Source organism: Bradyrhizobium sp. CCBAU 51627 (genome assembly GCF_028128765.1).
GTDB lineage: Bacteria > Pseudomonadota > Alphaproteobacteria > Rhizobiales > Xanthobacteraceae > Bradyrhizobium.
Map to the genome: position 1 here is coordinate 52,708 of NZ_LBJG01000025.1, position 21,574 is coordinate 74,281.

The following is a 21,574-nucleotide window of genomic DNA, read 5'->3' on the forward strand; positions in this document are numbered from 1 at the left end:
GTAGAATCGCCTCCGCAGCCTCGTGCGTACCGCCGTTACCTTGTTTGCGGCCATGCCGGGCCCTTGTAGGCAACGGCGTCCGATTCTGCTGTGACCCAAAGCACACACCGCAGAGGCATGTCGAGCGCGGCATGTCGCAAGGGGCGTGACCGTCGATCGCGGTGCCCCATCCGGCGAAACACTCGCCCCCGTCAATCCCCCCCAACAATGTTCCGCTTTACCGAAATTCGTGGATGTATCGCCCATCCCCGGCTCATCCTTGAGGGGCGATCTCGAGCCGTCTTGATTGCGAGCCGGGCTTGCGGGTGGACGCGGCAGCGTCGGCCGGCGAGGCGATAGTCGAGCAGGACGATCCAGCGTTTTCCCACGCCGTCGGTGCCCAGGAAACGAAGCGCGGGATCGCCGGCGTCGAACGCCGCACAGTCATAACCCCAACTGGTCAGAAGGCGTCGCAGCGAATCTCGCGTCGTGGCGTCGTCGTCGATCACGAGCACGCCGGCTGATCGGACAGGTTCGACGAACACTCCGCGTCAACAGATGGTGGGACCTCGGCGGCCAGCGTAACCGCCTCCGCCAGTGGAACCGTCAGACTGAACGTGGTGCCGCGTCCGACCGCCGAGGTCACATCGATCTTCCAACTCATGGCCTCGCAGAGGCGGCGCACGATGGCGAGCCCAATGCCAAGGCCCTTCTCCCGGTTGCGTTCAGGATTTCCGAGCTGGAAGAAATCATCGAAGATCGAATTGAGATGCTTCCGCTCGATCCCGATGCCGGTATCGATGACCTGAATCCTGATCATGTCGCCGCGGCGCCGCGCGCCGAGGAGAACGGAGCCCTTCTGGGTGTATTTGATCGCGTTGCTCACCAGATTGAGCAGGGCGCGCTCCGGCAGCGCCGGATCGACCGAGCATCACAGCGCCGAGGGAAAGACCCGCAGACGCAGCGATTTGCGTCGGGCCTCGAGGGGGAGCGTCGAGGCAACCCGCAAGAAGATCTCGTGAACGGCGACGGGCCGGACACGCGCGTCCTGGATCTCGGCGCCGGTGGCCGAGACGCCCATGATGGCATCGAATTGACGAAGCAGGCTAGCAGCGCAGCCTTGCAGATGCTCGATGATCTTGCGATCGTCCTGCCCGGGCGACCGTGCCAGCAGGTCGAAATAGAGTCCCATCGCGTTGAGCGGCTGGCGCAGATCATGGCTCGCGGCAGCTGGATCGAGAGCACGATGGCCGAGAATAGAAAGCTTCGCGCCAGGCTCGCGTAGAAGTGCTCCGGCGTGACGATGCTGCGGTACCAGTCGAGGCCGACCCGTAGGGATTGTTCAGGCTGAACAGGTCCTGGAAGGAGTAATTGGTGACGGCGACCAGAGGGAGGATGCCGAAAGATCATGATGACCAGCGCGGGGAGCACCAGGAACCAGGCTCTGTTGTCGTAGGGCTTCATTTCGAACGATTGCTACTGGGATGCGCCCGGGCACGAAAAAAGGGGCCTCGATCGACACCGAGGCCCTTCAGCATTCCCGATCGAGCCTGAGTTAGCGCTTCACACGCTCGAAATCCAAGAGGCAGTAGCGCAGCCCAATTCCGCGCGGTGCTCATGCGCGGTTGGTCAACTCCGATACCAGCTCCCCAGATTCCAAGTCGTGACATCCCACCCCGAGATGTCGGTCATGAGGTTGTTGACAGACCCCCCCACGATGTAGCGCGACAACAGCGGCAGGAACACGTTGGCTTCGCAGAAGATCTCGTTGACCTTGATCAGCAGCGCGGCGCGCTTGACCGGGTCGAGCTCCTGCTGTGCGGCCTTGTAGGCCCTGTCGGCCTCTGGATCCGACCAGCGCGAGACATTGCGGCCGAGCCATTTGTTGTCCTTGCTCGCGATCTCCCAGGAGACGCACTGGTTCAGAAACCGCTCCGGATCGGGCTGCGGCATCGTCGTGTTGTACATCTCCATGTCGCAATAGAATTTGGAATAGGTGTCGGGGTTGCCGACGTCGGACGAGAAGAACACCGAGGCGGTGACCGATTTGAGCTCGATCTCGATGCCGGCCTTCTGGCAGGCCTGCTTGACGATGGCCTGCGTCTTCTGCCGGGGGGCGTTCGTCGAGGTCTGGAAGACGTATTTGAGCTTCTTGCCGTCCTTCTCGCGGATGCCGTCCGCGCCCATCTTCCAGCCGGCTTCGTCGAGAATCTTGTTCGCCTTGTCGATGTTGAACTCGTAAGCAAGCTTGCGCGACTTGAACTGCGTGGGCTGGTTGACGAAGCTCGCCGTTGCGACGGCGGCACGGCCGTAGATGAATTTCTGGATTCCGTCGCGGTCGATCAGCAGGTTGATCGCCCGTCGCACGGCCGGGTCGGACAGCGTCGGGTGCTTGGTCTTCGCGTTGGAGCGTTCACCGTCGACCTCAGTCCATGGGTCCGTCGTGTTGAGGATGATGAACTCGACGCCCCCGGCGGTCGTGAACTCCACCTTGCCCTTGCCGCCGGCCTCCATGCGCTTGAGGATCTCGTCCTCGACCAGCAGGTTCCAGGCATAGTCGTATTCGCCGGTCTGCAATACGGCACGCGCCGCGGAGACCGCATCGCCCCCGCCCTTGATCTCGAACGTGTCGAAATACGGTTGGTTCTTGACGTGATAGTCGGGGTTGCGTTCGGCCCGAACCAGATCGCCCGGCTTGAACTCGACGAACTTGTAGGGACCAGTGCCGACCGGCTTCAGATTGCCCGGCGCGTCGCGCGATTTCGCGCCGACATAGTCGCCGAAATGATGTTTCGGCAGGATCTGGCCGACCGCGCCGACGAAGGGATCGGCCCAGAACGGGGTCGGCGCTTTGAAGATCACCTTGACGGTGTGGTCGTCGATTTTCTCGACCGTGATGTTCTGATAGGACCCCGTGGTGTAGGCGGCCGTCGCGAGATCGGCAGCATAGATCCAGGTGAAGACGACGTCGTCGGCGGTGAAGGGCTTGCCGTCATGCCACCTCACGCCCTGCTTCAGCTTCCAGATCACGCTGCTGCCGTCGACCGAGAGACCGCCATTCGCCTTGGTCGGGACTTCGGCGGCAAGGCAGGGGATGAGGTTGCCTTCCCTGTCCCAGCCGGCAAGCGGCTCGAAGAAGACGCGCGAGGCGACCTGGTCCTTGGTGCCGAGCGCGAAATGCGGATTGAGCAGGGTGGGAGCCTGCCAGACCAGCATCCTGAGCGGACCCCCGCCGCCAGCTTTGGTCGGTTTGTAGGCGAGCGTAGCGTCGGCCATCGCCACGTCGTTCCAGAGCAGGATCTGGCTCGCGATGGGCGCCGCAATCCCGAGCGCGGCCAAGCTCTGGATGAAGGAACGCCGCGACAGCGTGCCTTGCTTCACCCCGTCGATCAGTACGCGGAGATCGTGTTCGTCCATCAGATGACCCCACCTCTCGAAGAAACGTCATCACCGGCTGAACCCATCATGTTTCATCGGGGGCGAGGCGGCAATGGTGACGAAGGCGTGAATCCCCGCGACGAAATGAGATTGCGCATGCGTTCGACGGGGTTGCAGGCCCTGCGGCCAGCGCGAGTCCGCTATGTCAGGGAGTTCCCGACATTGGTAACCAATTGCCCTTCTCGCGAAGGCCTCATTATAGTGTTGCGACGATTGCAACCGGAGCTGCCTGCTCGGCGCCTCCTGCGACAAGGGCCACGCGATGGACGATACGATTGGCTTCCCCGACCCCGGCCTGGATTTGTCCGACGGATTCAAGCCGCACACCTCGCATTGGGGCGTCTTTTCAGCGCGCAACGGCGAGGCCGGGCTGGAGGTGAGGGCCTATGCGGGCGATCCCGATCCGAACGGCATCATCGACAATTTTCCCGGTGCGTTGCGCCACCAGGCGCGCATTGCCCAGCCGGCGATCCGCCGTGGTTGGCTCGAGCGCGGTCCCGGTCCCGATGTTAGGCGCGGCCGCGACGAATTCGTCTCCGTCAGCTGGGAGAAGGCGCTGGACCTGCTCGGCGACGAGCTGGCGCGTATCCGGGATGCGCGCGGTCCCGGCGCCGTGTTCGGCGGCTCCTACGGCTGGGCGAGCGCAGGCCGCTTCCATCACGCGCAGAGCCAGGTGCATCGCTTTCTCAACATTGCGATGGGCGGCTATGTCCGCTCGGTGAATTCCTATTCCTCCGGCGCGTCCTCGGTGCTGCTGCCGCAGATCATGGCGGGCTATGAGGACATCACCAAGCGCAACGTCACCTGGCAGCAGATCGCTGATGAGACCGAGATCGTGCTGGCGTTCGGCGGCATGGCGCTGAAGAACTCGATGGTGGCCGGCGGCTCGATCAGCAAGCATGTCGAGCGCGGCGCGATGGCGGCAGCGCGCCGGCGAGGCTGCGAGTTCATCCTGATGAGCCCGCTGCGGGAAGACCTTCCGATCGAGGCCGGCGCGGAATGGATGACTTGCATCCCCGGCACCGATACAGCGCTGATGCTCGGCATGGTCCACACGCTGGTCAGCGAACGCCTGCACGATCAGGCCTTCCTCGATCGCTACACCGAGGGATGGCCGGTGTTTCTGCGCTATCTCACCGGTGAGAGCGACGGGCAGGCCAAGGACGCCGCATGGGCGGCTGCGATCTGCGGTATCGACGCTGATGCGATCCGTAACCTGGCGAGGCGCCTTGTCGGCAAGCGCGCGCTCATCACCGTCTCGCACTCGCTGCAGCGCGCCGAGCATGGCGAGCAGCCGGTGTGGATGGGCATGGTGCTGGCGGCTGCCCTTGGCCAGATCGGCCTTCCCGGCGGCGGCTACGCCTATTCGCTGGGCGCGATCGGCTATTACGGCCGCCGCGTCAACGACGTGCCGGGACCGACGCTGGGGCAGGGCCGCAACGGCGTCAAGGACTACATTCCGGTGGCGCGCATCGCCGACATGCTGCTCAATCCCGGCAGCACCTATCGCTACAATGGCGAGACGCGCACCTATCCGGATATCCGCCTGGTCTATTGGGCCGGCGGCAATCCATTCCATCACCACCAGGACATCAACCGACTGCGCAAGGCCTTTGCGAAAGTCGACACGCTGGTCGTGCATGATCTCGCCTGGACCGCGACCGCGCGTCACGCCGACATCGTGCTGCCCTCGACCATGACGCTGGAGCGCGACGACATCGGCTATTCCAGCAACGATCCGCTCATGGTCGCGATGCACCGCATCGCGGAGCCATTTGGGCTTGCGCGTGACGATTACGAAATCTTTGCCGATCTCGCCGAGCGTCTCGGTGCCCGCGAGCCGTTCACCGAGGGACGCACCTCGCGGCAATGGCTGGAGCACCTCTACGAGCCGACTCGCGCCTCGCTCGCCAAGCGCGGCCTCGAAGCTCCGAGCTTCGAGGAGTTCTGGCGACGCGGCAGCCTGGTCGTGCCGCAGCAGCCCGACGATGGTGGCCGCTTACGCAGCTTCCGTGAGGATCCCGTTGCGCATCCGCTGCCGACGCCGAGCGGGCGCATCGAGATTTACTCGGCGAAGATCGCCGGTCATGGCGATGCGGATTGTCCCGGTCATCCGGTCTGGCTCGAGAAGAGCGATATGCCGACGCCCGGTGCGCCCTATTTCCTCGTCGCCAACCAGCCGGTGACGCGGCTGCACAGCCAGCTCGATTTCGGCGGGCATTCGCTTGGCGCCAAGCATCGCGGCCGCGAGGTCGCGCGGATGAATCCGCGCGATGCGAACGCACGCGGCATCGTCGATGGCGACATCATCCGCCTCTTCAACGAACGCGGCGCCTGCCTGGCCGCCGTCCATGTCACCGACGACATCGCGCCGGGCGTCGTGCAGCTGCCGACCGGCGCCTGGTACGACCCGATGGATCCGGAAGACGACGCACCGCTCTGCGTTCACGGCAATCCGAACGTGCTCACGCGCGACATCGGCACCTCGTCCTTTGCGCAAGGCTGTACGGGCCAGCTGACGACGGTGGAGGTCGAGAAGTTCACCGGCAATCTGCCGCCGATCCGGGCATTTGATCCGGTATAGCGGGTTCGGCTCTCGATCGCATCAACGCGCGTTCGCGATCGTCACCGCCGCCTCCACCGCATTCTCCAGGATCTCGTCGGACAATGTCTTGTCGTTGACCGCGCGCGCCAATTGCAGTGCGCCGACCATGGTCGAATAGATCGCGATCGACTTGCGCCGGCGCTCTTTCGCCGAGCCGTGCCTGATCTGCTCGGTCATCAGGGTGATGAAGTCAGCGACCTTGCCGGTAAAGGCATCGCGCGTCGCCTTGGGATGCCGCGCGATCTCGGCCACCAGCGCAGCGGTCGGGCAGCCCTTGCCGGCGTGGTCGCGGTGTCGCGTCGAAAGGTAGTCGCGGATCGTGGTTTCGAGCGCGACGCCGCTTTCCAGATTGGCCCTGTGCCGCTCCTCGCGCCGCGTGAGCGCGTCGGTCAGCACCTCGCGCACCAGTTCCTCCTTGGAGGCGAAGTGCGTGTAGAAGGCGCCGTTGGTGAGGCCCGCCTCCGACATGATGCCGGCGAGGCCGACTGCGGCGATCCCGCTCTCGCGGAACTGGGTGGAGGCGACATCGAGAATGTGCCGGCGGGTTTCGTCCTTGTGTCCTTTGTCGTAGCGCATTGGCCCTCACTCGCTCCTGACGTCGCCCTCGAAGGCGCGGCCACGGGATCGTGAGCGATCTACTATTGCATTACGTTCATAATAGAGCATTATGACCATAATGCAATAGCTGCGGGGTCGGCCGCAGCCCGGGAACACGACAGGATCGCAGGAATGTCAGTCGAGGACGCTATCGCCCCGCCCCTGTCCGCAACGGAGGCGCCTGCGCCTGGCGCGACCATGCCTCGCCCCATGGCGACGGCCGCCGACCAGCGCCGCGCCGCGCTGTTGACTGCCCCGATCCTGCCGACCTTGTTCAAGCTTGCGGCGCCGACCGTGACCGTCCTTGTGGCGCAGACCGCGGTGAACATCGCCGAAGCCTATTATGTCGGCCTCCTCGGCACCGATGCGCTGGCCGGCGCCGCACTGGTCTTCCCGATCTTCATGCTGATGGCGATGATGTCGAACGGCGGGTTCGGCTCCGGTGTCGCCTCGTCGGTGGCGCGTGCGGTCGGCGCCGGCCGGAAGGGCGATGCCGACGCGGCGCTGTTCCATGCCATCGTGCTTGCGATCATCGCGGGTGCGGTGTTCACGCTGGGCATCAGCCTCGGCGGCCCGGCACTGTTTCGCATGCTCGGCGGTCGCGAAGGCGCGCTCGATGCCGCGATCACCTATTCCAACAATCTCTTCGCCGGCGCGATTCCGGCCTGGATCGTCAACCTCCAGGCGGCCGCGCTGCGCGGTTCCGGCAACGTCAAGGTCCCGGCGCTGGTGACGTTGATCGGCGCGATCGTGACGATTCCGGCCTCGCCGCTCTTGATCTTCGGCTTCGGACCCATCCCAAGCCTCGGCATTGCCGGCGCCGGTCTTGCTTTCGGCCTCTATTACGGCGCGGCGATGCTGTTCCTGCTGCGCTACATGTCCTCGGGCGCATCCGGCTTGCGGCTCCACATCGTGCCGCTGCGCGCAAAGATCTTTGGCGACATGCTGAAGGTCGGCATTCCCACCGCTTTCAACGCCGTGCTGACCAACCTCACCGTCATCCTCGTCACCGGCGCGGTCGGCCTGTTCGGCACCTCGGCGCTCGCCGGCTACGGCATCGCCTCGCGGCTCGACTACATCATGATCCCGCTGCTGTTCGGCATCAGCACGGCGACGCTGACCATGGTCGGCGTCAACATGGGCGCGGGCCAGACTGCGCGGGCGCAGCGGATCGGCTGGGTCAGCGGCGCCGCCGGCCTGATCATGACCGGCTCCATCGGTCTGCTGGTCGCGATCTTTCCGACGGCCTGGCTTCATCTGTTCAGCCACGATGCTGATGTCGTGAGCGAGGGCATGACTTACTTGCGCATCGTCGCGCCGGCCTATGCGGCGCTCGGTTTTGGTTTCGTCACCTCGTTCGCAGCGCAGGGCACGGGCCGGGCGATGGGCCCGCTGATGTCCGCGGTTGCACGCATCCTGATCGCCGCCGGCGGTGGCTGGATCGCGGTGGCGTATTTCGGTGCGGGCATGGCCGGGCTTGCCGCCATGGTCACGGCGGCGCTTGCCGCCTATGCGGTGATCTGCGTGCTGATCATGCTGTCCCCGTCGACCTGGCGCGCCGAGCCGCGCGCCTAGGTAGGGCTTGCGCGCGGCTGGCTACGGCCCCAATCTGCATTCGTTTCCCGTTTGATGGCGAATGGAGAAGCGTTGCCCGCAGCAGGCGGTCAATATGGATTTTCATTTCATTGATTTCGCCCGGCGGAGAAGCGAATACGGTTCCTGTTGCTATTGCTGTGTTATGGAGACCATCGATGTCGTTTCGTCCCGCCCTGATCCTCGCAACAGCGCTCGCCGCATGGTCGGCAGCAAGCTCCGCCGAGACCATCAAGATCGGCGTGACGCCAGGGCCGCATGCCCAGATCTTCGAGGCGGTGAAGCCGGTCGCGGCCAAGCAGGGCCTTGACATCCAGCTCATCGAGTTCTCCGATTACGTTGTGCCGAACGCCGCGCTCGACGCCGGCGATATCCAGGCCAATTCGTTCCAGAACCAGCCTTATCTCGACAACCAGAAGGCCGATCGCGGCTACAGGATCGAGTCGGTCGGCCTCACCGTGAATTTCCCGATCGGTGTCTATTCGAAGAAGCACAAGGCCTTCGCCGACATCCCCGACGGCGGCAAGGTCTCGATCCCCAACGATCCCACCAATGGCGGCCGCGTGCTGCTGCTCTTGCGCGACAAGGGCGTGATCAAGTTGAAAGATGGCACCGGATTCAAGCCGACGGTGCTCGACATCACCGAGAATCCCAAGAAGCTGAAATTCGTCGAGGTCGATGCCGCGCAAGCGCCCCGCGCGCTCGACGATGTCGACGCCGCCGCGATCAACACAAATTATGCAACCCAGGCGGGCCTCGATCCGGTCAAGGATCCGATCCTGCGCGAGGACCCCAAGGGCCCCTATGTCAACCTGATCGCGGTGCGCAGCGCCGACAAGGACAAGCCCTGGGTCAAGATCCTGGTCAACAGCTATCACACGCCCGAGGTGAAGGAATTCATCCTCAGCAAATTCAAGGGCGCGGTGTTGCCGAGCTGGTAGGCAACCTGCCTAACCAAAGTCCTGCACAGGAAGCCGATCCCGGCGGGCAGCCTTGCGCATTGCCCGCTTGTCTCGGGCCGCGGCAACCGACATCATCGGGCCGTGGCCATCCTCGCCCGACAGGGGTCGTATGAAACGCTTTGCAAACCTGAAACGCCTGGGATTCTTCACACGCCTGCTCGACGAAGCGCCGCCGGCACAGCGCTATCGCTTCGCGGCCGAGCAGATCGTGCGTGCCGAGAAGGCAGGGCTCGATTCCGCATGGATCGCCCAGCACCATTTTCACGAGCGCGAGGGCGGACTGCCATCGCCCTTCACCTTCCTCGGCTACGTCGCCGCCCAGACCTCGCGCATTCGCCTCGGTACCGGCATCGTCACCTTGCCGCTGGAGAACCCGGTGCGGGTGGCGGAGGATGCCGCGGTGCTCGACCTGCTCTGCAATGGCCGGTTCGAGCTCGGCGTCGGCACCGGCGGCAACCCGTCCGCGTTTGCCGCCTTCGGCCTCGACGGCGCCCAGCGCAACGAGATATTCGCCCGCAATCTCGACGTGGTGCGCAGGGCGCTGACCGGCAAGCCGCTCGACGGTGGCGACACGCTCTATCCGCAGCGGCCGCAACTGGACAGGCGCATCTGGCAGGCGACGTTCTCGGTGGCGGGCGGCGCGCGCGCCGGCAAGGCCGGCGATGGCCTGTTGCTCTCGCGCACCCAGCCGCGGGCCAAGGAGGCGCCAAACGCCACGCTTGCCGAGATCCAGAACCCGATCATCGACGCCTATCTCGCAGCGCTGCCGCCCGGGGCCGAACCACGGATCATGGCTTCGCGCAGCGTATTCGTCGCGGACGATCATCACGAGGCGTTGCGGTTGGCCGACATCGGCCTGCGTCGCGCCCTGCCGCAGTTCATGAAAGGCGGTCACCTTCCCCCCGGCGAGACGCTGGAGGAGATGATCTCGGCGTTCGACACCCATGTCGGCGGCGCCGACGAGGTGATTGCCTCGCTGCGTACGGATGCCACGCTGGAGCGCGTGACCGATCTGGTGTTTCAGGTTCATTCGGTCGATGCGCCTCATCCCCATGTGCTGCGCTCGATCGAGCTGGTGGCCGACAAGGTCGCGCCGGCGCTGGGCTGGGTCCGGACCGCACCCGAGGTGGCGCTGGCGGGCTAGTGGAGATGAATATGACTGACGTTGCGCGAGGCTGAATGATGGCACCGACGGATATCATCGACAAACTTGCGGGCATCGAACCGGGATCGGCGCTGGACGCCATTCGCGCACGGCGCCTGCAGGCGCGCGAAAATGCGCAGAAGAGCTACTTATCCCTGTTCGAGCCGATCGATGCCGGCGAGTTCTCGCTGCTCGAACGCGCCGCCGTCGGCGCCTTCGTGACCGGTTTGCATGGCGAATCCCCGGTGGCCGCCTTCTATCGCGACAAGCTTGCGACGACCGCCGGTGGCGCGGCCCTGCTTGAAGCGATCGATGCCGAGATCGCGCGGGGCAGGACCTCCGGGCCCTACGGCTCCTTTCCTCGAGGTCCGCTGTCGGTCGAGGATACGGCCGGCTTGATTTTCCACGTGAGCGCGGCGAGCAAATCCGTTCTGGGCAGCCGCCTCGCAGCGGCGCTCGAGCATGCACACCTCCTGGTGTTCCGGCCGCGCGATGCGGCATCGAGCGACATGAAGGCGCTGCTTGCCGCCGGCTGGTCGACCACGGGCATCGTCACGTTCTCACAGCTCGTCGCGTTCCTGTCATTCCAGGTGCGGGTCGTCAGCGGCCTCCGCACGCTTGCCGCCGCCAACGCATAAGAGGAGGCTGCAGCATGAGCGCCGCCGTCAATCCGCCCAATGTCTTCACCCAGGATGAGCTCGGCTGGGTCTCCTGGATCGAGCCTCTGCCGGAGGCCGAGCTGACCGAGCGGCATTTTGCCGGCCTGGTCGATCGCGCCCGTGCCAAATCGGAATATTTCCGCCTGCTGGTGCGCGACCCTGAAGTGCTGGAAGCCCGCACCAAGACCGACAAGGACATCTTCTACAATGTCGCCGACGGCTTGCCGCGCGCCGAGCGTGAGCTCGCGGCGGCTGCGACCTCGCGTTACAATGGCTGCATCTATTGCGCCTCGGTGCATGCGCGCTTCGCCAGCACCTATTCCAAGCGCCACGAGGATGTGCAGAAGCTGCTCGACGAAGGCGTGGGCGCCGATCTCGGCGAGCGCTGGAACGCCGTGGTCAAGGCATCGGTGGCGCTGGCCGCGACGCCGATCGCTTTCGGCCCCGACAACATCGCGGAGCTGCGCCAGGCGGGCCTCGACGATGCCGAGATCGTCGACGTCATCAACGGCGCCTCGTTCTTCAATTGGGCGAACCGGCTGATGCTCTCGCTTGGCGAGCCTTCGAAATAGGCAATCTCACCGGCACAAGACTTGCTGCTCGTTTCAACACCTGAGTGGATGGAGCCGTACATGAGCAACATCAATCGTCGAACTCTGATCAAGGGCTCGCTGAGCGCCGCAATCGCAGCAGCGACGTTCTCGCGCGCCGCCTATGCTGACACTGATCCGATCCTGCTCGGCGTCAGCGGTCCGCTCACGGGGCCGAACGCGCAATATGGCACGCAATGGAAGCAAGGCTTTGATCTCGCGCTCGACGAGATCCATGCCGCCGGCGGCATCAACGGCCGCAAGCTGGCCTACCAATTCGAGGACAGCCAGAGCGACCCGCGCCAGTCGGTGGCGATCGCGCAGAAGTTCGTGTCCGATCCCAAGATCGTCATGGAGCTCGGCGACTTCTCCAGCCCCGCTTCGATGGCGGCCTCGCCGATCTACCAGCGCGGCGGCCTCGTGCAGTTCGGCTTCACCAATTCGCACCCTGATTTCACCAAGGGCGGCGATTACATGTGGAGCACGTCCGTGAGCCAGGCCGACGAGCAGCCGCTGCTGGCGCGCTATGCGGTGAAGCGCCTCGGCCTGAAGCGGCTTGCGGTGCTGCACCTCAACACCGATTGGGGCCGCACCAGCCGCGACTACTTCAACAAAGCGGCCAAGGAATACGGCGCCGAGATCGTCGTCACCGAAGGCTATATTGCCGAAGAGCGCGACTTCCGCTCCACGCTGGTCCGCGTGCGCGATGCCAATCCCGATGGCCTGGTGCTGATCTCCTATTATTCGGACGGTGCGCTGATCGCGCGCCAGGCGCGCCAGATCGGGCTGAAGCAGGTGATCTGCGCCGCAAGCTCGGTCTATTCGCCGAAGTTCCTGGAGCTCGGGGGCGACGCCGTCGAGGACGTCCATGTCGGCACGCGCTATTTCCCGGAGGACCCGCGGCCCGAGGTGCAGAAATTCATCGCCGGCTTCAAGAACAAGTATAACGGGCAGGAGCCCGACGCGTTCAACGCCTATTCCTATGACGCCATGAACATGGCTGCGGCCGTGATCAGGATCGGCGGCACCGATCGCAAGGCGATCCGCGATGCCTTCGCCAAGGTGAAGGACGTCCCGAGCGTGATCTTCGGCAGCGCGACGTTCAACGTCGCCACCCGTCGCATCAACGGCGCGATGAATGCCGAGCTCGTCGTGCGCAAGGGCCAGTTCGCGGTTTGGGACGGCAAGCCCACCTGATCTCTTGGCCGGAGCCCTTCGCCCCGGCCTTTCTCCCTTCATTAGGAACCCTGCGTGTCTTCCTGGCTCGACTACACCATCAACGGGCTGATCGTCGGTAACGTCTACGCCCTCGTTGCAGTCGGGCTCGCGCTGATCTTCGGCGTCAGCCGGCTGATCAACTTTGCGCAGGGCTCGATCTATCTCGTCGGCGCCTATATCGGCTGGGTCGCGGTGGTGCAGCTGCACACGCCGCTGCCGCTCACCATCATCTTCGTGGCCGTGGCGGCGGCGCTGGTCGGGCTGATCATCGAGCGGTTCGGCCTACGGCCGCTGCAGAACTCCGTGCGCATCGCGCCGCTGCTGGCGACGATCGGCATCAGCTTCGTGCTCGACCAGCTCGTCATGCTGACCTTCTCGCCCAATCCGCGCGCGCTGCCGAGCCAGTTGCCGGATATCCGCTTCCAAATCGGCGGCGGCACCATCGGTCCGCTCGATCTGCTCATTGCCGGCGTCGGCATCTCCAGCGCTCTCTTGCTGTTCGTGTTCCTGCGCTATACCAAGCTCGGCTGGGCGGTGCGCGCCGCCTCGCAGGACCGCGACGCCGCGATGCAAATGGGCGTCGACGTCAACCGCGTCAATCAGACCGTGTTCGGCATTGCGGCCGCCCTCGGCGGCGTCTCCGGCCTCCTGGTCGGCATGTACTACAACCAGATCGACACCGCGATGAGCCTGCAGGCAACGCTGAAGGGCGTCGTCGCCGAAGTCGTCGGCGGCGCCGGCAATGTGCCGGGCGCTGTCATCGGCAGCTTGCTGCTTGGCCTTGTCGAAAGCTACGGCGTTGCCGTGTTCGGCACCAGCTATCGCAATCTCTTCGCCTTCCTCCTGCTGGTCGTCGTGCTGGTGCTGCGGCCGAACGGCCTGTTCGCCAGCGCCCGCCAGGCACCGCCCGAGCCGCTGACCGGCACCTTCATCGCGCCCAGCCGGCCCGTGCGCATTCCGCGCTGGGCTCTTGCTGTCGCGGTTGCTGCATTTGCGATCCTGCCGCTGCTGCCGGTGTCGTTCTACATACTCCAGACCCTGATCAATGCCTGGCTGCTCGGCATGCTCGCGCTCAGCCTCACGCTGGTGGCCGGCACCATCGGCCAGGTGTCGCTCGGCCATGCCGCGCTGCTCGCGATCGGCGCCTATACGTCTGCGCTGTTGTCGCTGACGTTGAACATCCCCGTCGGCCTTGCCATCGTCGCCGGCGGCCTGATGAGTGCTGCGCTCGGCACGATCCTGATCTCGCCGTCGTTCCGCCTGCGCGGCCACTATGTCTCGATCGCCACGCTCGCCATCGGCGAGATTGTGTCGCTGGTGATTCTGAACTGGGAAAGCGTCACGCGCGGGCCCATTGGCATCTCCGGTATCCCGCCGTTGTCGCTGTTCGGCTATGACCTGATCAGCCCCGCGTCGGTGTACTGGTTCGCTTACGCCGTGATGGTCGTGCTCGCGCTGCTGCAGTCGCGCCTGCTGGGCTCGCATCTCGGCCGCAGCTTTCGTGCCATCCGGGACGACGACATCGCCGCGCGCGCCTACGGCCTCAGCCTGAATCGCTACAAGTCGCTCGCTTTCATCTTCGGTGGCTTCGCCGCCGGCATCAGCGGCGGCATCGCCGCGCATCTCTATTCCTACATCAACCACGAGACCTTCAACACGCAGCAGTCCATCCTGGCGCTGACGGTCGTGATCCTCGGCGGTCTCGGCAACGTCGTCGGCGCCATCGTCGGCGCGGTCGCGCTGGTCGGCCTGCCCGAGATGTTCCGGATCGCGGCGGAGTACCGCATCCTGATCTACGGCATCGTGCTGCTGCTGCTCGTGCGGTTCAGGCCGCAGGGCCTGCTGGGGACGATCTGATGGGGCAGCCGCACGCACCGCTGTTGTCCTTGCGCGGCCTAACGCGCCGCTTTGGCGGCCTCACCGCTGTCGACGGTATCGATCTCGATCTCGCCAAGGGTGGCCTCGTCAGCATCATCGGCCCGAACGGCGCCGGCAAGACGACGCTGTTCAACCTCGTCACCGGGCTCGACCGGCCGGATGCGGGCACTGTCAATTTCGAGGGACACGACATCACAGGCCTATCGCCTGAACGGCTGGCCGCGCAAGGCATCGCGCGCACGTTCCAGCTCGGTCGCGTCTTCGGCAATCTCAGCGTGATGGACAACGTGCTAATCGGTGCCCACACGAGGCTGCGTGCGGTGAAGCCAGCGGTGCCTGTCATCGGGCCTCTGCTCGAATTGGGCCTGGCGCTGCTGCGTCCCTCAAGCGTCAGGGACGAGGAAGAGCGGCTGCGCGAGGAGATCAAAGCCATTCTTGCCCGTTTTGGCGAGCGGCTCTTGCCGCGGATCGACCAGCCCGCCTACAGCCTGTCTTACGCCAACCGCCGCCGCGTCGAGATCGCCCGTGCGCTGGCGCTGAAGCCGCGCCTGCTGCTGCTCGACGAGCCCACCGCCGGCATGAACCCGAGCGAGACTGCGGAGATGCAGACGCTCGTCGCCGAATTGAAAGCAGAAGGGCTGACCATCCTCCTGATCGAGCACAAGCTGGAGATGGTGATGCGCCTCTCCGACCGCGTCATCGTCATGGACGAAGGCAAGAAGATCGCGGAAGGGCCGGGCGAGGCGGTGCGTGGCGATCCCAAGGTGATCGAGGCCTATCTCGGCCATGGCCTATCAGGGACGCCGGAGCAGGAGAGCGCGGCATGAGCACGAGCGCAGCCGAACCGCTGCTGGCGTTGTCCAACGTCAATACATTCTATGGCCAGGCCCAGGTCCATTTCGACCTCTCCATCACGGTCGGCCGCGGCCACATCGTCTGCCTGCTCGGTGGCAACGCCAGCGGCAAGTCGACGACGATGAAGATCATCTTGGGCCTCGTCAAACCGCGCTCGGGCGAGGTGATGTTCGACGGCGCCTCGCTGATCGGCCTCACCACGCCGCAGATCGTCCGCCGCGGCATCGCCTCGGTGCCGGAGGCGCGGCGGCTGTTCGCGGACATGAGCGTGCGCGAGAATATTCTGATGGGCGCTTTCGTGCGCAACGATCGCGGTGCCGTGGCGCAGGATCTCGACAAGATGCTGACGCTGTTCCCGAAGCTCGGCCAGCGGCTGTCGCAGCGCGCCGGCTCCTTGTCCGGCGGCGAGCAGCAGATGGTCGCGATGGCGCGCGCATTGATGAGCCGGCCGCGCCTGATCGTGATGGACGAGCCGACCATGGGCCTGTCGCCGCTTTATGTCGACCGCGTGCTGGAGCTGATCCGCACCATCAACCAGGAAGGCGTCTCGGTCTTCATGGTCGAGCAGAACGCCAGCCTCGCGCTCGAGATCGCGCACGAGGCCTATGTGCTCCAGACCGGCAGGATTGTGCTGTCAGGGGCAGCGCGGACGCTGAAGGACGATCCCCGCGTGCGCGATGCCTATCTCGGCGGCTCCGAAGCGGCGTAGGGCGGCCATGCGCCCACGGCCGTCCTGGCCGCCATCGATAGCACTGGTCAGTATGACCATCCCATGAAAAGATCATACCGTTGACGCAATGGGGCGTGCGGCGGAATGCGTGACGTGACGAGATGGTCTGTGGGGGCGGTTGAGCCCGGAATGGTGCTTCTGTTCGGCGGGCTCATCGCCGCCAATGTCGCCGCATGGGTCTGGGCCTTCGCGGCGTTCGGCGACCGGCCCGCGGTGATGGCGTCCGCTCTGCTCGCCTGGGTGTTCGGCCTGCGCCACGCGGTCGATGCCGACCACATCGCTGCCATCGACAATGTCGTGCGCAAGCTGATGCAGACGGGCGATACGCCGCGCAGCGTCGGCCTCTATTTCGCGCTCGGCCATTCCAGCGTGGTCGTGGTCGCGACCATGCTGCTCGCACTTGGCGTGGTCAGCCTTGGCGGCGACAGCCTGCTCAAGGATGTCGGCAGCCTGATCGGCACCTCGGTGTCAGCGCTGTTCCTGCTGGCGATCGCGGCGATCAACCTCACCATCCTTGCCGGCCTGTGGCGAACCTTTCGCATGGCGCGCGAGCAGGGCGTTGATGACGCTGCCGGCTTAGATGCGCTGCTTGCCCATCGCGGATTTCTCGCGCGCCTGCTCGGCCCGATGTTCCGCCTGGTGACCAAGCCCTGGCACATGTTCCCGCTCGGATTGCTGTTTGGGCTCGGTTTCGACACCGCGACCGAGATCGGCCTGCTCAGCATTTCGGCCAGCGAAGCTGCGCGCGGCGCTTCGCTTGCGGACATCCTGGTCTTTCCGGCGCTGTTCGCTTCCGGCATGGCGCTGGTCGATACCGCCGACTCCGCGCTGATGGTCAGCGCCTATCGCTGGGCCTTCGTCGATCCCATGCGCAAGCTCTGGTACAACCTCACCATCACAGGCGCGTCCGTCGCGGTCGCGCTCTTGATCGGCGGCATCGAGGCACTTGGCCTGATCAGCGACCGGCTTGGACTGAATGGTGGCGTGTGGGCGCTGGTCGATAGCCTGAACGAGTCGCTCGCCAATGTCGGCTTCGCAGTGATCGCGCTGTTCGTGATCGCCTGGCTCGTCTCGAGCCTGCTCTACCGCCGGATGTTCGCGGCGGCTTGACGGCGTCACACAGACGTCACGCTGGCCATCTGCTCGGCCGGTTGATCGTCGCCGTTGGGATCGCCCGGCGCCGTTGCCCAGGCCAATTCCACCAGCGTGACGATCCGCCGTCCGCCGCCGTCGAGCTGGACCACGATCAGGCCCTGCTCCTCCATATAACCGAGCAGGCGCTGGGCCCGGCGCAGCGAGTGCGAGCCATAGGCGCGGGCGATGGCCGCATCGCCGGGGCAGGGCCAGCCTTCCTTGGCGGCGCGCGCGATCATCATGAACACGCCCTGCATGTCATCGGGCAGGATCGAGGCGCGCAGCGTCACCTCCTGCCAGGAATCGTCCTCGGCCATGTCTGTGCCGAGCCCGGCGCGCGCATGCGTCAGCATGCGGCGGAATTCGCTCAAGTCAGGCACGGAGGCACCAAGCCCCTCGATGCGGCAGCGGACCACGAACTCCTGATACAGCACGCCGATGGCGCGGAAGCCGGCATCGGGCGCGGCCAGCACGGCCCGCAACGTCCGATCCACGCGATCACGCCGTTCCGCGAGCTCCTCGGCGCTGACCGCGACCTCGACCAATTCGGGGCTGATCTCGGGCGCAGCCGCCTTCGCCGCGCGGAGCTGCTCGAGCAGGTCGGGCGCCGGCCGGCGCTGCGGCCGGCTGGCATCGGCCGGCGGTGCGGCCAGGATCACCGCGCGGGCATCTTCAAGTGTGGCTTCGGGCAGCGGCATCAGCCGCGGCGTCGAATTGCGCGGCGAGGTTTCGGTCGGGCCGATGTTCAGGCGCAGCGGACGACGCGACAGCGCGGGCCCCAGCGCCATGAACTGTCCGCGTTCGAGATCGCGAAAGGCCTCCGCCTGCCGCCGCTCCATGCCGAGCAGATCGGCGGCGCGCGCCATGTCGATGTCGAGGAAGGTGCGCCCCATCAGGAAATTCGAGGCTTCCGCCGCGACGTTCTTGGCGAGCTTGGCCAGGCGCTGCGTCGCGATGATGCCGGCAAGCCCGCGCTTACGGCCGCGGCACATCAGATTGGTCATGGCGCCGAGCGAAAGCTTTCGCGCCTCGTCCGACACTTCGCCCGCGACCGCCGGCGCAAACAGCTGCGCCTCGTCGACCACGACCAGCATCGGGTACCAATGGTCGCGCTCCACGTCGAACATGCCACCGAGGAAGGCGGCCGCGCGCCGCATCTGGTTCTCGGCGTCCAGCCCTTCGAGATTGAGCACGGTGGAGACCCGATGCAGCCGGGCGCGTTCGCCCGCGACTTGCAGGCCGCGCTCGGTGTGATCCTCGGCATCGATCACGAGATGGCCGAAGCGCTCGGCCAGCGTGACGAAATCGCCTTCGGGATCGATGATGGCCTGCTGCACCCAGGGGGCGCTCTGCTCCAACAGGCGCCGCAGCAGATGCGACTTGCCGGAACCGGAATTGCCTTGCACCAGGAGCCGGGTCGCCAGCAGCTCCTCGAGGTCCATGGCCGCCGCGGCGCCCGCCGTGGTCAGCCCCATCTCGATCGCAACCGTCATGTCCCCGACTCAAATCCCGCCATTCGCGGACAGGGGCTTATCAATCGGATCGGGATGCGTCGAGCGAAACGGGGCGAATCACGCCCCGTTGCCCACGGCGGATTTCAGCCGGGCTTCGAAAACCGTAGAGGTGCGCGCCGGTTGGGCGCTTGCGTGTTGCCCACATGCATCGATGAGTCAGAATGACACAGATCAACATCACAACGCTGGATGCCTGCTAGCTGAGTGCACAGGGTGTGGACTTGCATGGTCAACCGGCGACGTTTCATGGCGGGAATTGCCTGCGCGGCCGCAATGCGGCCACCGCAGGCGCACGCGGCCGCGGCCATGACGTACGCGGAGGCGGTGCGCGCCACCTGGGCGCCGCTGCGCGCCGAAGGCGGCTTTGGTGAAATCGTCCGGTACGCCACGCTGGCCGCCAACAGCCACAACACCCAGCCCTGGCGCTTCACCCTGGGGCCGCGCAGCATCACCATCGCGCCAGACTTTTCGCGTCGCTGTCCCGCGGTCGATCCGAACGATCATCATGTCTTCGTCAGTCTTGGCTGTGCGGCCGAGAACCTGACACATGCGGCCTTGGCTCTCGGACTGCGGCCGACGCTGCGGTTCGAAGCCGATGCAGTCGTGGCAGATCTCGAAAGCGCTCCGGTGGAGCAATCGCCGCTGCTGGCCGCGATCCCGCACCGGCAGTCGACGCGCGCCGTCTATGACGGCAAGCCTGTGGCGACCGATCTGCTGCGCGAGCTCGAACGGGCCGGCACCGGGGAAGGCGTTACGATGCTTCTCGTCACCGACCGCGGCCAGATGGCGGCGGTCACGGATTACGTGATTGAGGGCAACACGGTGCAGATGCGTGACACCAGGTTCATGGACGAGCTCAAGGCCTGGATGCGTTTCAGCGAGAGCGAGGCGGTCGCGACCATGGACGGCCTGTTCTCGCGCGCTTCAGGCAATCCGGCCGTGCCGCGCTGGCTGGCGCAGCGGCTGCTGCCTTTCGTGTTCACCGAACGCGGCGAGAACGACAAATACCGCGCCGGCATCGAAAGCTCTGCCGGCCTTGCGGTATTCGTCGCCGAGCGTGACGATGCGGCACATTGGGTCGAGGTGGGGCGCGCCTGCCAGCGCTTCGCCTTGCGGGCGACGGCGCTCGGATTGAAATATGCCTTCGTCAACCAGCCGGTCGAGGTGCCGCGCCTGCGCCGCCAGCTTGCGACCTATCTCGATCTCGGCGCGCGCCTGCCCGATCTCGTGGTGCGTTTCGGCACCGGGCCGGAGCTGCCGAAGTCCTTGCGCCGGCCCGCCGCTCAGGTGATCGCATGACGCGCGAAATGGCGCTGCCGCACCGAGGCCGCCGTCACTGCGCGCCCGATCCGCCCTGCACGATCTTCTCGTTCAGCTTGTGGTCGACGGTCTCGACCGTGCGGTCGATCTCGGCATTGGGCACGCCGAGCTGATGCGAGATCAGCTTCACCAGGAGGTCGACGCGCTCGATGAAGGGCGCGCCGGCGGCCACGGCCCGCGCCGCCGATGACGGCTTCAGCAGGCTTTCGGCGGCTTTGGCGTATTTCGCAAACGGCACCTGGTCCGCGGGATCGGCGCCGAGGCGGCGGGCGACCGCATCGACATGGTCGTAGATCGTCTGCGAGCGCTTGAGGTCGCCGTGCACGGCATCGCGGATCGACTGCGGCTCATGCGGCGTGATGCAGCGATAATTGCCGGTGAGCAGCATCGACCACTTCGCCAGCGGCACGAACAGGGAGTCGAACACCTTCAGCTTGACCGGCACATCCTTGCTGTCGAGCGTGACAGCGTCGATGTCGGCCTCCAACTCGCGCAGCACCTTGTTGTGCTTCTCGTCGGCGAAAACGGAGGCCTTGAAGTTGGTGGGCAGCCCGACATGCAGCACGTTCGCCGCTTCCTCCGGCGGACGGAAGGCCTGCGGATCGGGCGAGCACAGCGTCACCAGACCAGGTTCGAACCGCTCCCAGACCTGCGCATTGGTGTAGGCCTCCTCCAGATCCATGTCGGCGAGCGCCGGGATGCGCTTCAGGTACGGCAGCGGCGGCATGTTCATGATCGACAGGCACGGCAGCTTCGCTGCGGCGATCTTGACCATGAGCATGCGGACGGTGTGGTTGGTGTATTGCGGCTCCTGCATCGCCAGCCCGACCATGTCGTAGCGGGATACGTCGACATTCTGCGGCGTCACCGCGTCAAGCTTGCCGGGCAGATCGCGCGAGAAGATCGCGCGGTGCACTGCTTCGTCGCGCAGCTTGATGCGCACCTCGGTACCGTCGCGGTTGATCAGCTCGGCTGTCTTGGCGCGGCAGACCAGGGTCACATTGTGTCCGGCCATCAGCAACTTGGTACCCAGCAGGGAGCCGTAGGAAGCTCCCAGAATCAATATGTTACGCGCCATGCCTCGTCCCCTCCAAATGTCTGTGATTGTTGCGCCCTGGCCATGCCCCGCGGGCGGGTTGGGGACATGTAAAGCGAACCGCCCCGAGATGGCAACTGGGATAATGCATACAAGGAGGAGCGGTATTCCGTCGAACGGGCGGGGCCGAGACGGCGAAACACCGGTAATGAGGTGTCAAGCGGCCTCGGCAAAAATATTCCGCTTTACCGAAATTCGGAAATATCGTATGTATCGCCCATCCCGGCTTGACCTTGAGGGGCGATCGTCCGTCGTCACGTTT

General features: G+C 65.3%; 19 protein-coding genes. 12 read left to right on the forward strand and 7 right to left on the reverse strand.

From position 1 onward, the window contains the following. Positions 1–191: 191 nt before the first annotated feature. From XH88_RS22360 to XH88_RS22375, 4 genes are all read right to left on the reverse strand, one after another. Complete coding sequence (locus tag XH88_RS22360; RefSeq protein WP_271670452.1) at positions 192–494, reverse strand: response regulator; 303 nt, start codon at positions 492–494, stop codon at positions 192–194. After that, on the reverse strand, positions 485–865 hold the full coding sequence (locus XH88_RS22365; protein WP_271670453.1) for an ATP-binding protein: 381 nt from the start codon (positions 863–865) through the stop codon (positions 485–487). Before XH88_RS22365 ends, XH88_RS22360 begins: the two co-directional genes overlap by 10 nt. Before the next feature lie 45 nt (positions 866–910). Further along, a complete protein-coding gene (locus XH88_RS22370) occupies positions 911–1,171 on the reverse strand; it encodes a hypothetical protein (RefSeq protein WP_271670454.1) in 261 nt (86 codons plus the stop codon). A gap of 437 nt (positions 1,172–1,608) precedes the next feature. Next, entirely contained in the window at positions 1,609–3,396 is a 1,788-nt protein-coding gene (locus XH88_RS22375; RefSeq protein ID WP_271670455.1) for a peptide ABC transporter substrate-binding protein, read from the reverse strand. A 283-nt stretch (positions 3,397–3,679) separates the two neighbouring features. On the opposite strand from XH88_RS22375, the gene XH88_RS22380 reads away from it, so the two are divergent. Beyond that, complete coding sequence (locus XH88_RS22380; protein WP_271670456.1) at positions 3,680–6,001, forward strand: molybdopterin guanine dinucleotide-containing S/N-oxide reductase; 2,322 nt, start codon at positions 3,680–3,682, stop codon at positions 5,999–6,001. 21 nt (positions 6,002–6,022) lie between these two features. On the opposite strand, the gene XH88_RS22385 is transcribed toward XH88_RS22380, so the two are convergent. Next, complete coding sequence (locus XH88_RS22385; protein WP_271670457.1) at positions 6,023–6,598, reverse strand: TetR/AcrR family transcriptional regulator; 576 nt, start codon at positions 6,596–6,598, stop codon at positions 6,023–6,025. 153 nt (positions 6,599–6,751) lie between these two features. On the opposite strand from XH88_RS22385, the gene XH88_RS22390 reads away from it, so the two are divergent. The 10 genes from XH88_RS22390 to XH88_RS22435 all read left to right on the forward strand — a co-directional run bounded on the left by XH88_RS22390 (position 6,752) and on the right by XH88_RS22435 (position 17,358). Then, entirely contained in the window at positions 6,752–8,194 is a 1,443-nt protein-coding gene (locus XH88_RS22390; protein WP_271670458.1) for an MATE family efflux transporter, read from the forward strand. 176 nt (positions 8,195–8,370) lie between these two features. Then, positions 8,371–9,153 carry a MetQ/NlpA family ABC transporter substrate-binding protein gene (locus tag XH88_RS22395; RefSeq protein ID WP_271670459.1) on the forward strand — a complete coding sequence of 261 codons (783 nt, stop codon included), beginning with the start codon at positions 8,371–8,373 and terminating at the stop codon, positions 9,151–9,153. A 130-nt stretch (positions 9,154–9,283) separates the two neighbouring features. Further along, complete coding sequence (locus XH88_RS22400; protein ID WP_271670460.1) at positions 9,284–10,318, forward strand: putative FMN-dependent luciferase-like monooxygenase; 1,035 nt, start codon at positions 9,284–9,286, stop codon at positions 10,316–10,318. A gap of 35 nt (positions 10,319–10,353) precedes the next feature. Then, the gene (locus XH88_RS22405; RefSeq protein WP_271670461.1) at positions 10,354–10,956 is read left to right on the forward strand and encodes a CMD domain protein; all 603 of its coding nucleotides are present in this window, start codon (positions 10,354–10,356) and stop codon (positions 10,954–10,956) included. A gap of 14 nt (positions 10,957–10,970) precedes the next feature. Then, positions 10,971–11,549: an alkylhydroperoxidase domain protein gene (locus tag XH88_RS22410; protein ID WP_271670462.1), complete on the forward strand. Its 579-nt coding sequence runs from the start codon at positions 10,971–10,973 to the stop codon at positions 11,547–11,549. A gap of 60 nt (positions 11,550–11,609) precedes the next feature. Next, entirely contained in the window at positions 11,610–12,764 is a 1,155-nt protein-coding gene (locus XH88_RS22415) for an ABC transporter substrate-binding protein (RefSeq protein ID WP_271670463.1), read from the forward strand. A gap of 54 nt (positions 12,765–12,818) precedes the next feature. Beyond that, positions 12,819–14,642, forward strand: a complete 1,824-nt coding sequence (locus XH88_RS22420) for an ABC transporter permease (protein ID WP_271670464.1) — start codon at positions 12,819–12,821, stop codon at positions 14,640–14,642. Then, entirely contained in the window at positions 14,642–15,490 is an 849-nt protein-coding gene (locus tag XH88_RS22425) for an ABC transporter ATP-binding protein (RefSeq protein WP_271670465.1), read from the forward strand. The genes XH88_RS22420 and XH88_RS22425 overlap by 1 nt, the downstream gene beginning before the upstream one ends. Further along, positions 15,487–16,227 carry an ABC transporter ATP-binding protein gene (locus XH88_RS22430; protein WP_271670466.1) on the forward strand — a complete coding sequence of 247 codons (741 nt, stop codon included), beginning with the start codon at positions 15,487–15,489 and terminating at the stop codon, positions 16,225–16,227. The genes XH88_RS22425 and XH88_RS22430 overlap by 4 nt, the downstream gene beginning before the upstream one ends. A 150-nt stretch (positions 16,228–16,377) precedes the next feature. Further along, a complete protein-coding gene (locus XH88_RS22435) occupies positions 16,378–17,358 on the forward strand; it encodes a HoxN/HupN/NixA family nickel/cobalt transporter (protein ID WP_271670467.1) in 981 nt (326 codons plus the stop codon). 5 nt (positions 17,359–17,363) lie between these two features. Here the strand turns inward: XH88_RS22435 and XH88_RS22440 are convergent, their stop codons facing one another. Next, positions 17,364–18,875, reverse strand: a complete 1,512-nt coding sequence (locus XH88_RS22440) for an ATP-binding protein (protein WP_271670468.1) — start codon at positions 18,873–18,875, stop codon at positions 17,364–17,366. A 267-nt stretch (positions 18,876–19,142) separates the two neighbouring features. On the opposite strand from XH88_RS22440, the gene XH88_RS22445 reads away from it, so the two are divergent. Beyond that, positions 19,143–20,195: an Acg family FMN-binding oxidoreductase gene (locus tag XH88_RS22445; RefSeq protein ID WP_271670469.1), complete on the forward strand. Its 1,053-nt coding sequence runs from the start codon at positions 19,143–19,145 to the stop codon at positions 20,193–20,195. A gap of 34 nt (positions 20,196–20,229) precedes the next feature. On the opposite strand, the gene XH88_RS22450 is transcribed toward XH88_RS22445, so the two are convergent. Further along, positions 20,230–21,294, reverse strand: a complete 1,065-nt coding sequence (locus tag XH88_RS22450; RefSeq protein ID WP_271670470.1) for a ketopantoate reductase family protein — start codon at positions 21,292–21,294, stop codon at positions 20,230–20,232. Positions 21,295–21,574: the final 280 nt, after the last annotated feature.

Coding starts and splice junctions, on each gene's coding strand:
- XH88_RS22370 (WP_271670454.1), bottom strand. CDS start 1,171: ATGGGACTCTATTTCGACCTGCTGGCACGGTCGCCCGGGCAGGACGAT.
- XH88_RS22375 (WP_271670455.1), bottom strand. CDS start 3,396: ATGGACGAACACGATCTCCGCGTACTGATCGACGGGGTGAAGCAAGGC.
- XH88_RS22380 (WP_271670456.1), top strand. CDS start 3,680: ATGGACGATACGATTGGCTTCCCCGACCCCGGCCTGGATTTGTCCGAC.
- XH88_RS22385 (WP_271670457.1), bottom strand. CDS start 6,598: ATGCGCTACGACAAAGGACACAAGGACGAAACCCGCCGGCACATTCTC.
- XH88_RS22390 (WP_271670458.1), top strand. CDS start 6,752: ATGTCAGTCGAGGACGCTATCGCCCCGCCCCTGTCCGCAACGGAGGCG.
- XH88_RS22395 (WP_271670459.1), top strand. CDS start 8,371: ATGTCGTTTCGTCCCGCCCTGATCCTCGCAACAGCGCTCGCCGCATGG.
- XH88_RS22400 (WP_271670460.1), top strand. CDS start 9,284: ATGAAACGCTTTGCAAACCTGAAACGCCTGGGATTCTTCACACGCCTG.
- XH88_RS22405 (WP_271670461.1), top strand. CDS start 10,354: ATGATGGCACCGACGGATATCATCGACAAACTTGCGGGCATCGAACCG.
- XH88_RS22410 (WP_271670462.1), top strand. CDS start 10,971: ATGAGCGCCGCCGTCAATCCGCCCAATGTCTTCACCCAGGATGAGCTC.
- XH88_RS22415 (WP_271670463.1), top strand. CDS start 11,610: ATGAGCAACATCAATCGTCGAACTCTGATCAAGGGCTCGCTGAGCGCC.
- XH88_RS22425 (WP_271670465.1), top strand. CDS start 14,642: ATGGGGCAGCCGCACGCACCGCTGTTGTCCTTGCGCGGCCTAACGCGC.
- XH88_RS22430 (WP_271670466.1), top strand. CDS start 15,487: ATGAGCACGAGCGCAGCCGAACCGCTGCTGGCGTTGTCCAACGTCAAT.
- XH88_RS22435 (WP_271670467.1), top strand. CDS start 16,378: ATGGTGCTTCTGTTCGGCGGGCTCATCGCCGCCAATGTCGCCGCATGG.
- XH88_RS22440 (WP_271670468.1), bottom strand. CDS start 18,875: ATGACGGTTGCGATCGAGATGGGGCTGACCACGGCGGGCGCCGCGGCG.
- XH88_RS22445 (WP_271670469.1), top strand. CDS start 19,143: ATGGCGGGAATTGCCTGCGCGGCCGCAATGCGGCCACCGCAGGCGCAC.
- XH88_RS22450 (WP_271670470.1), bottom strand. CDS start 21,294: ATGGCGCGTAACATATTGATTCTGGGAGCTTCCTACGGCTCCCTGCTG.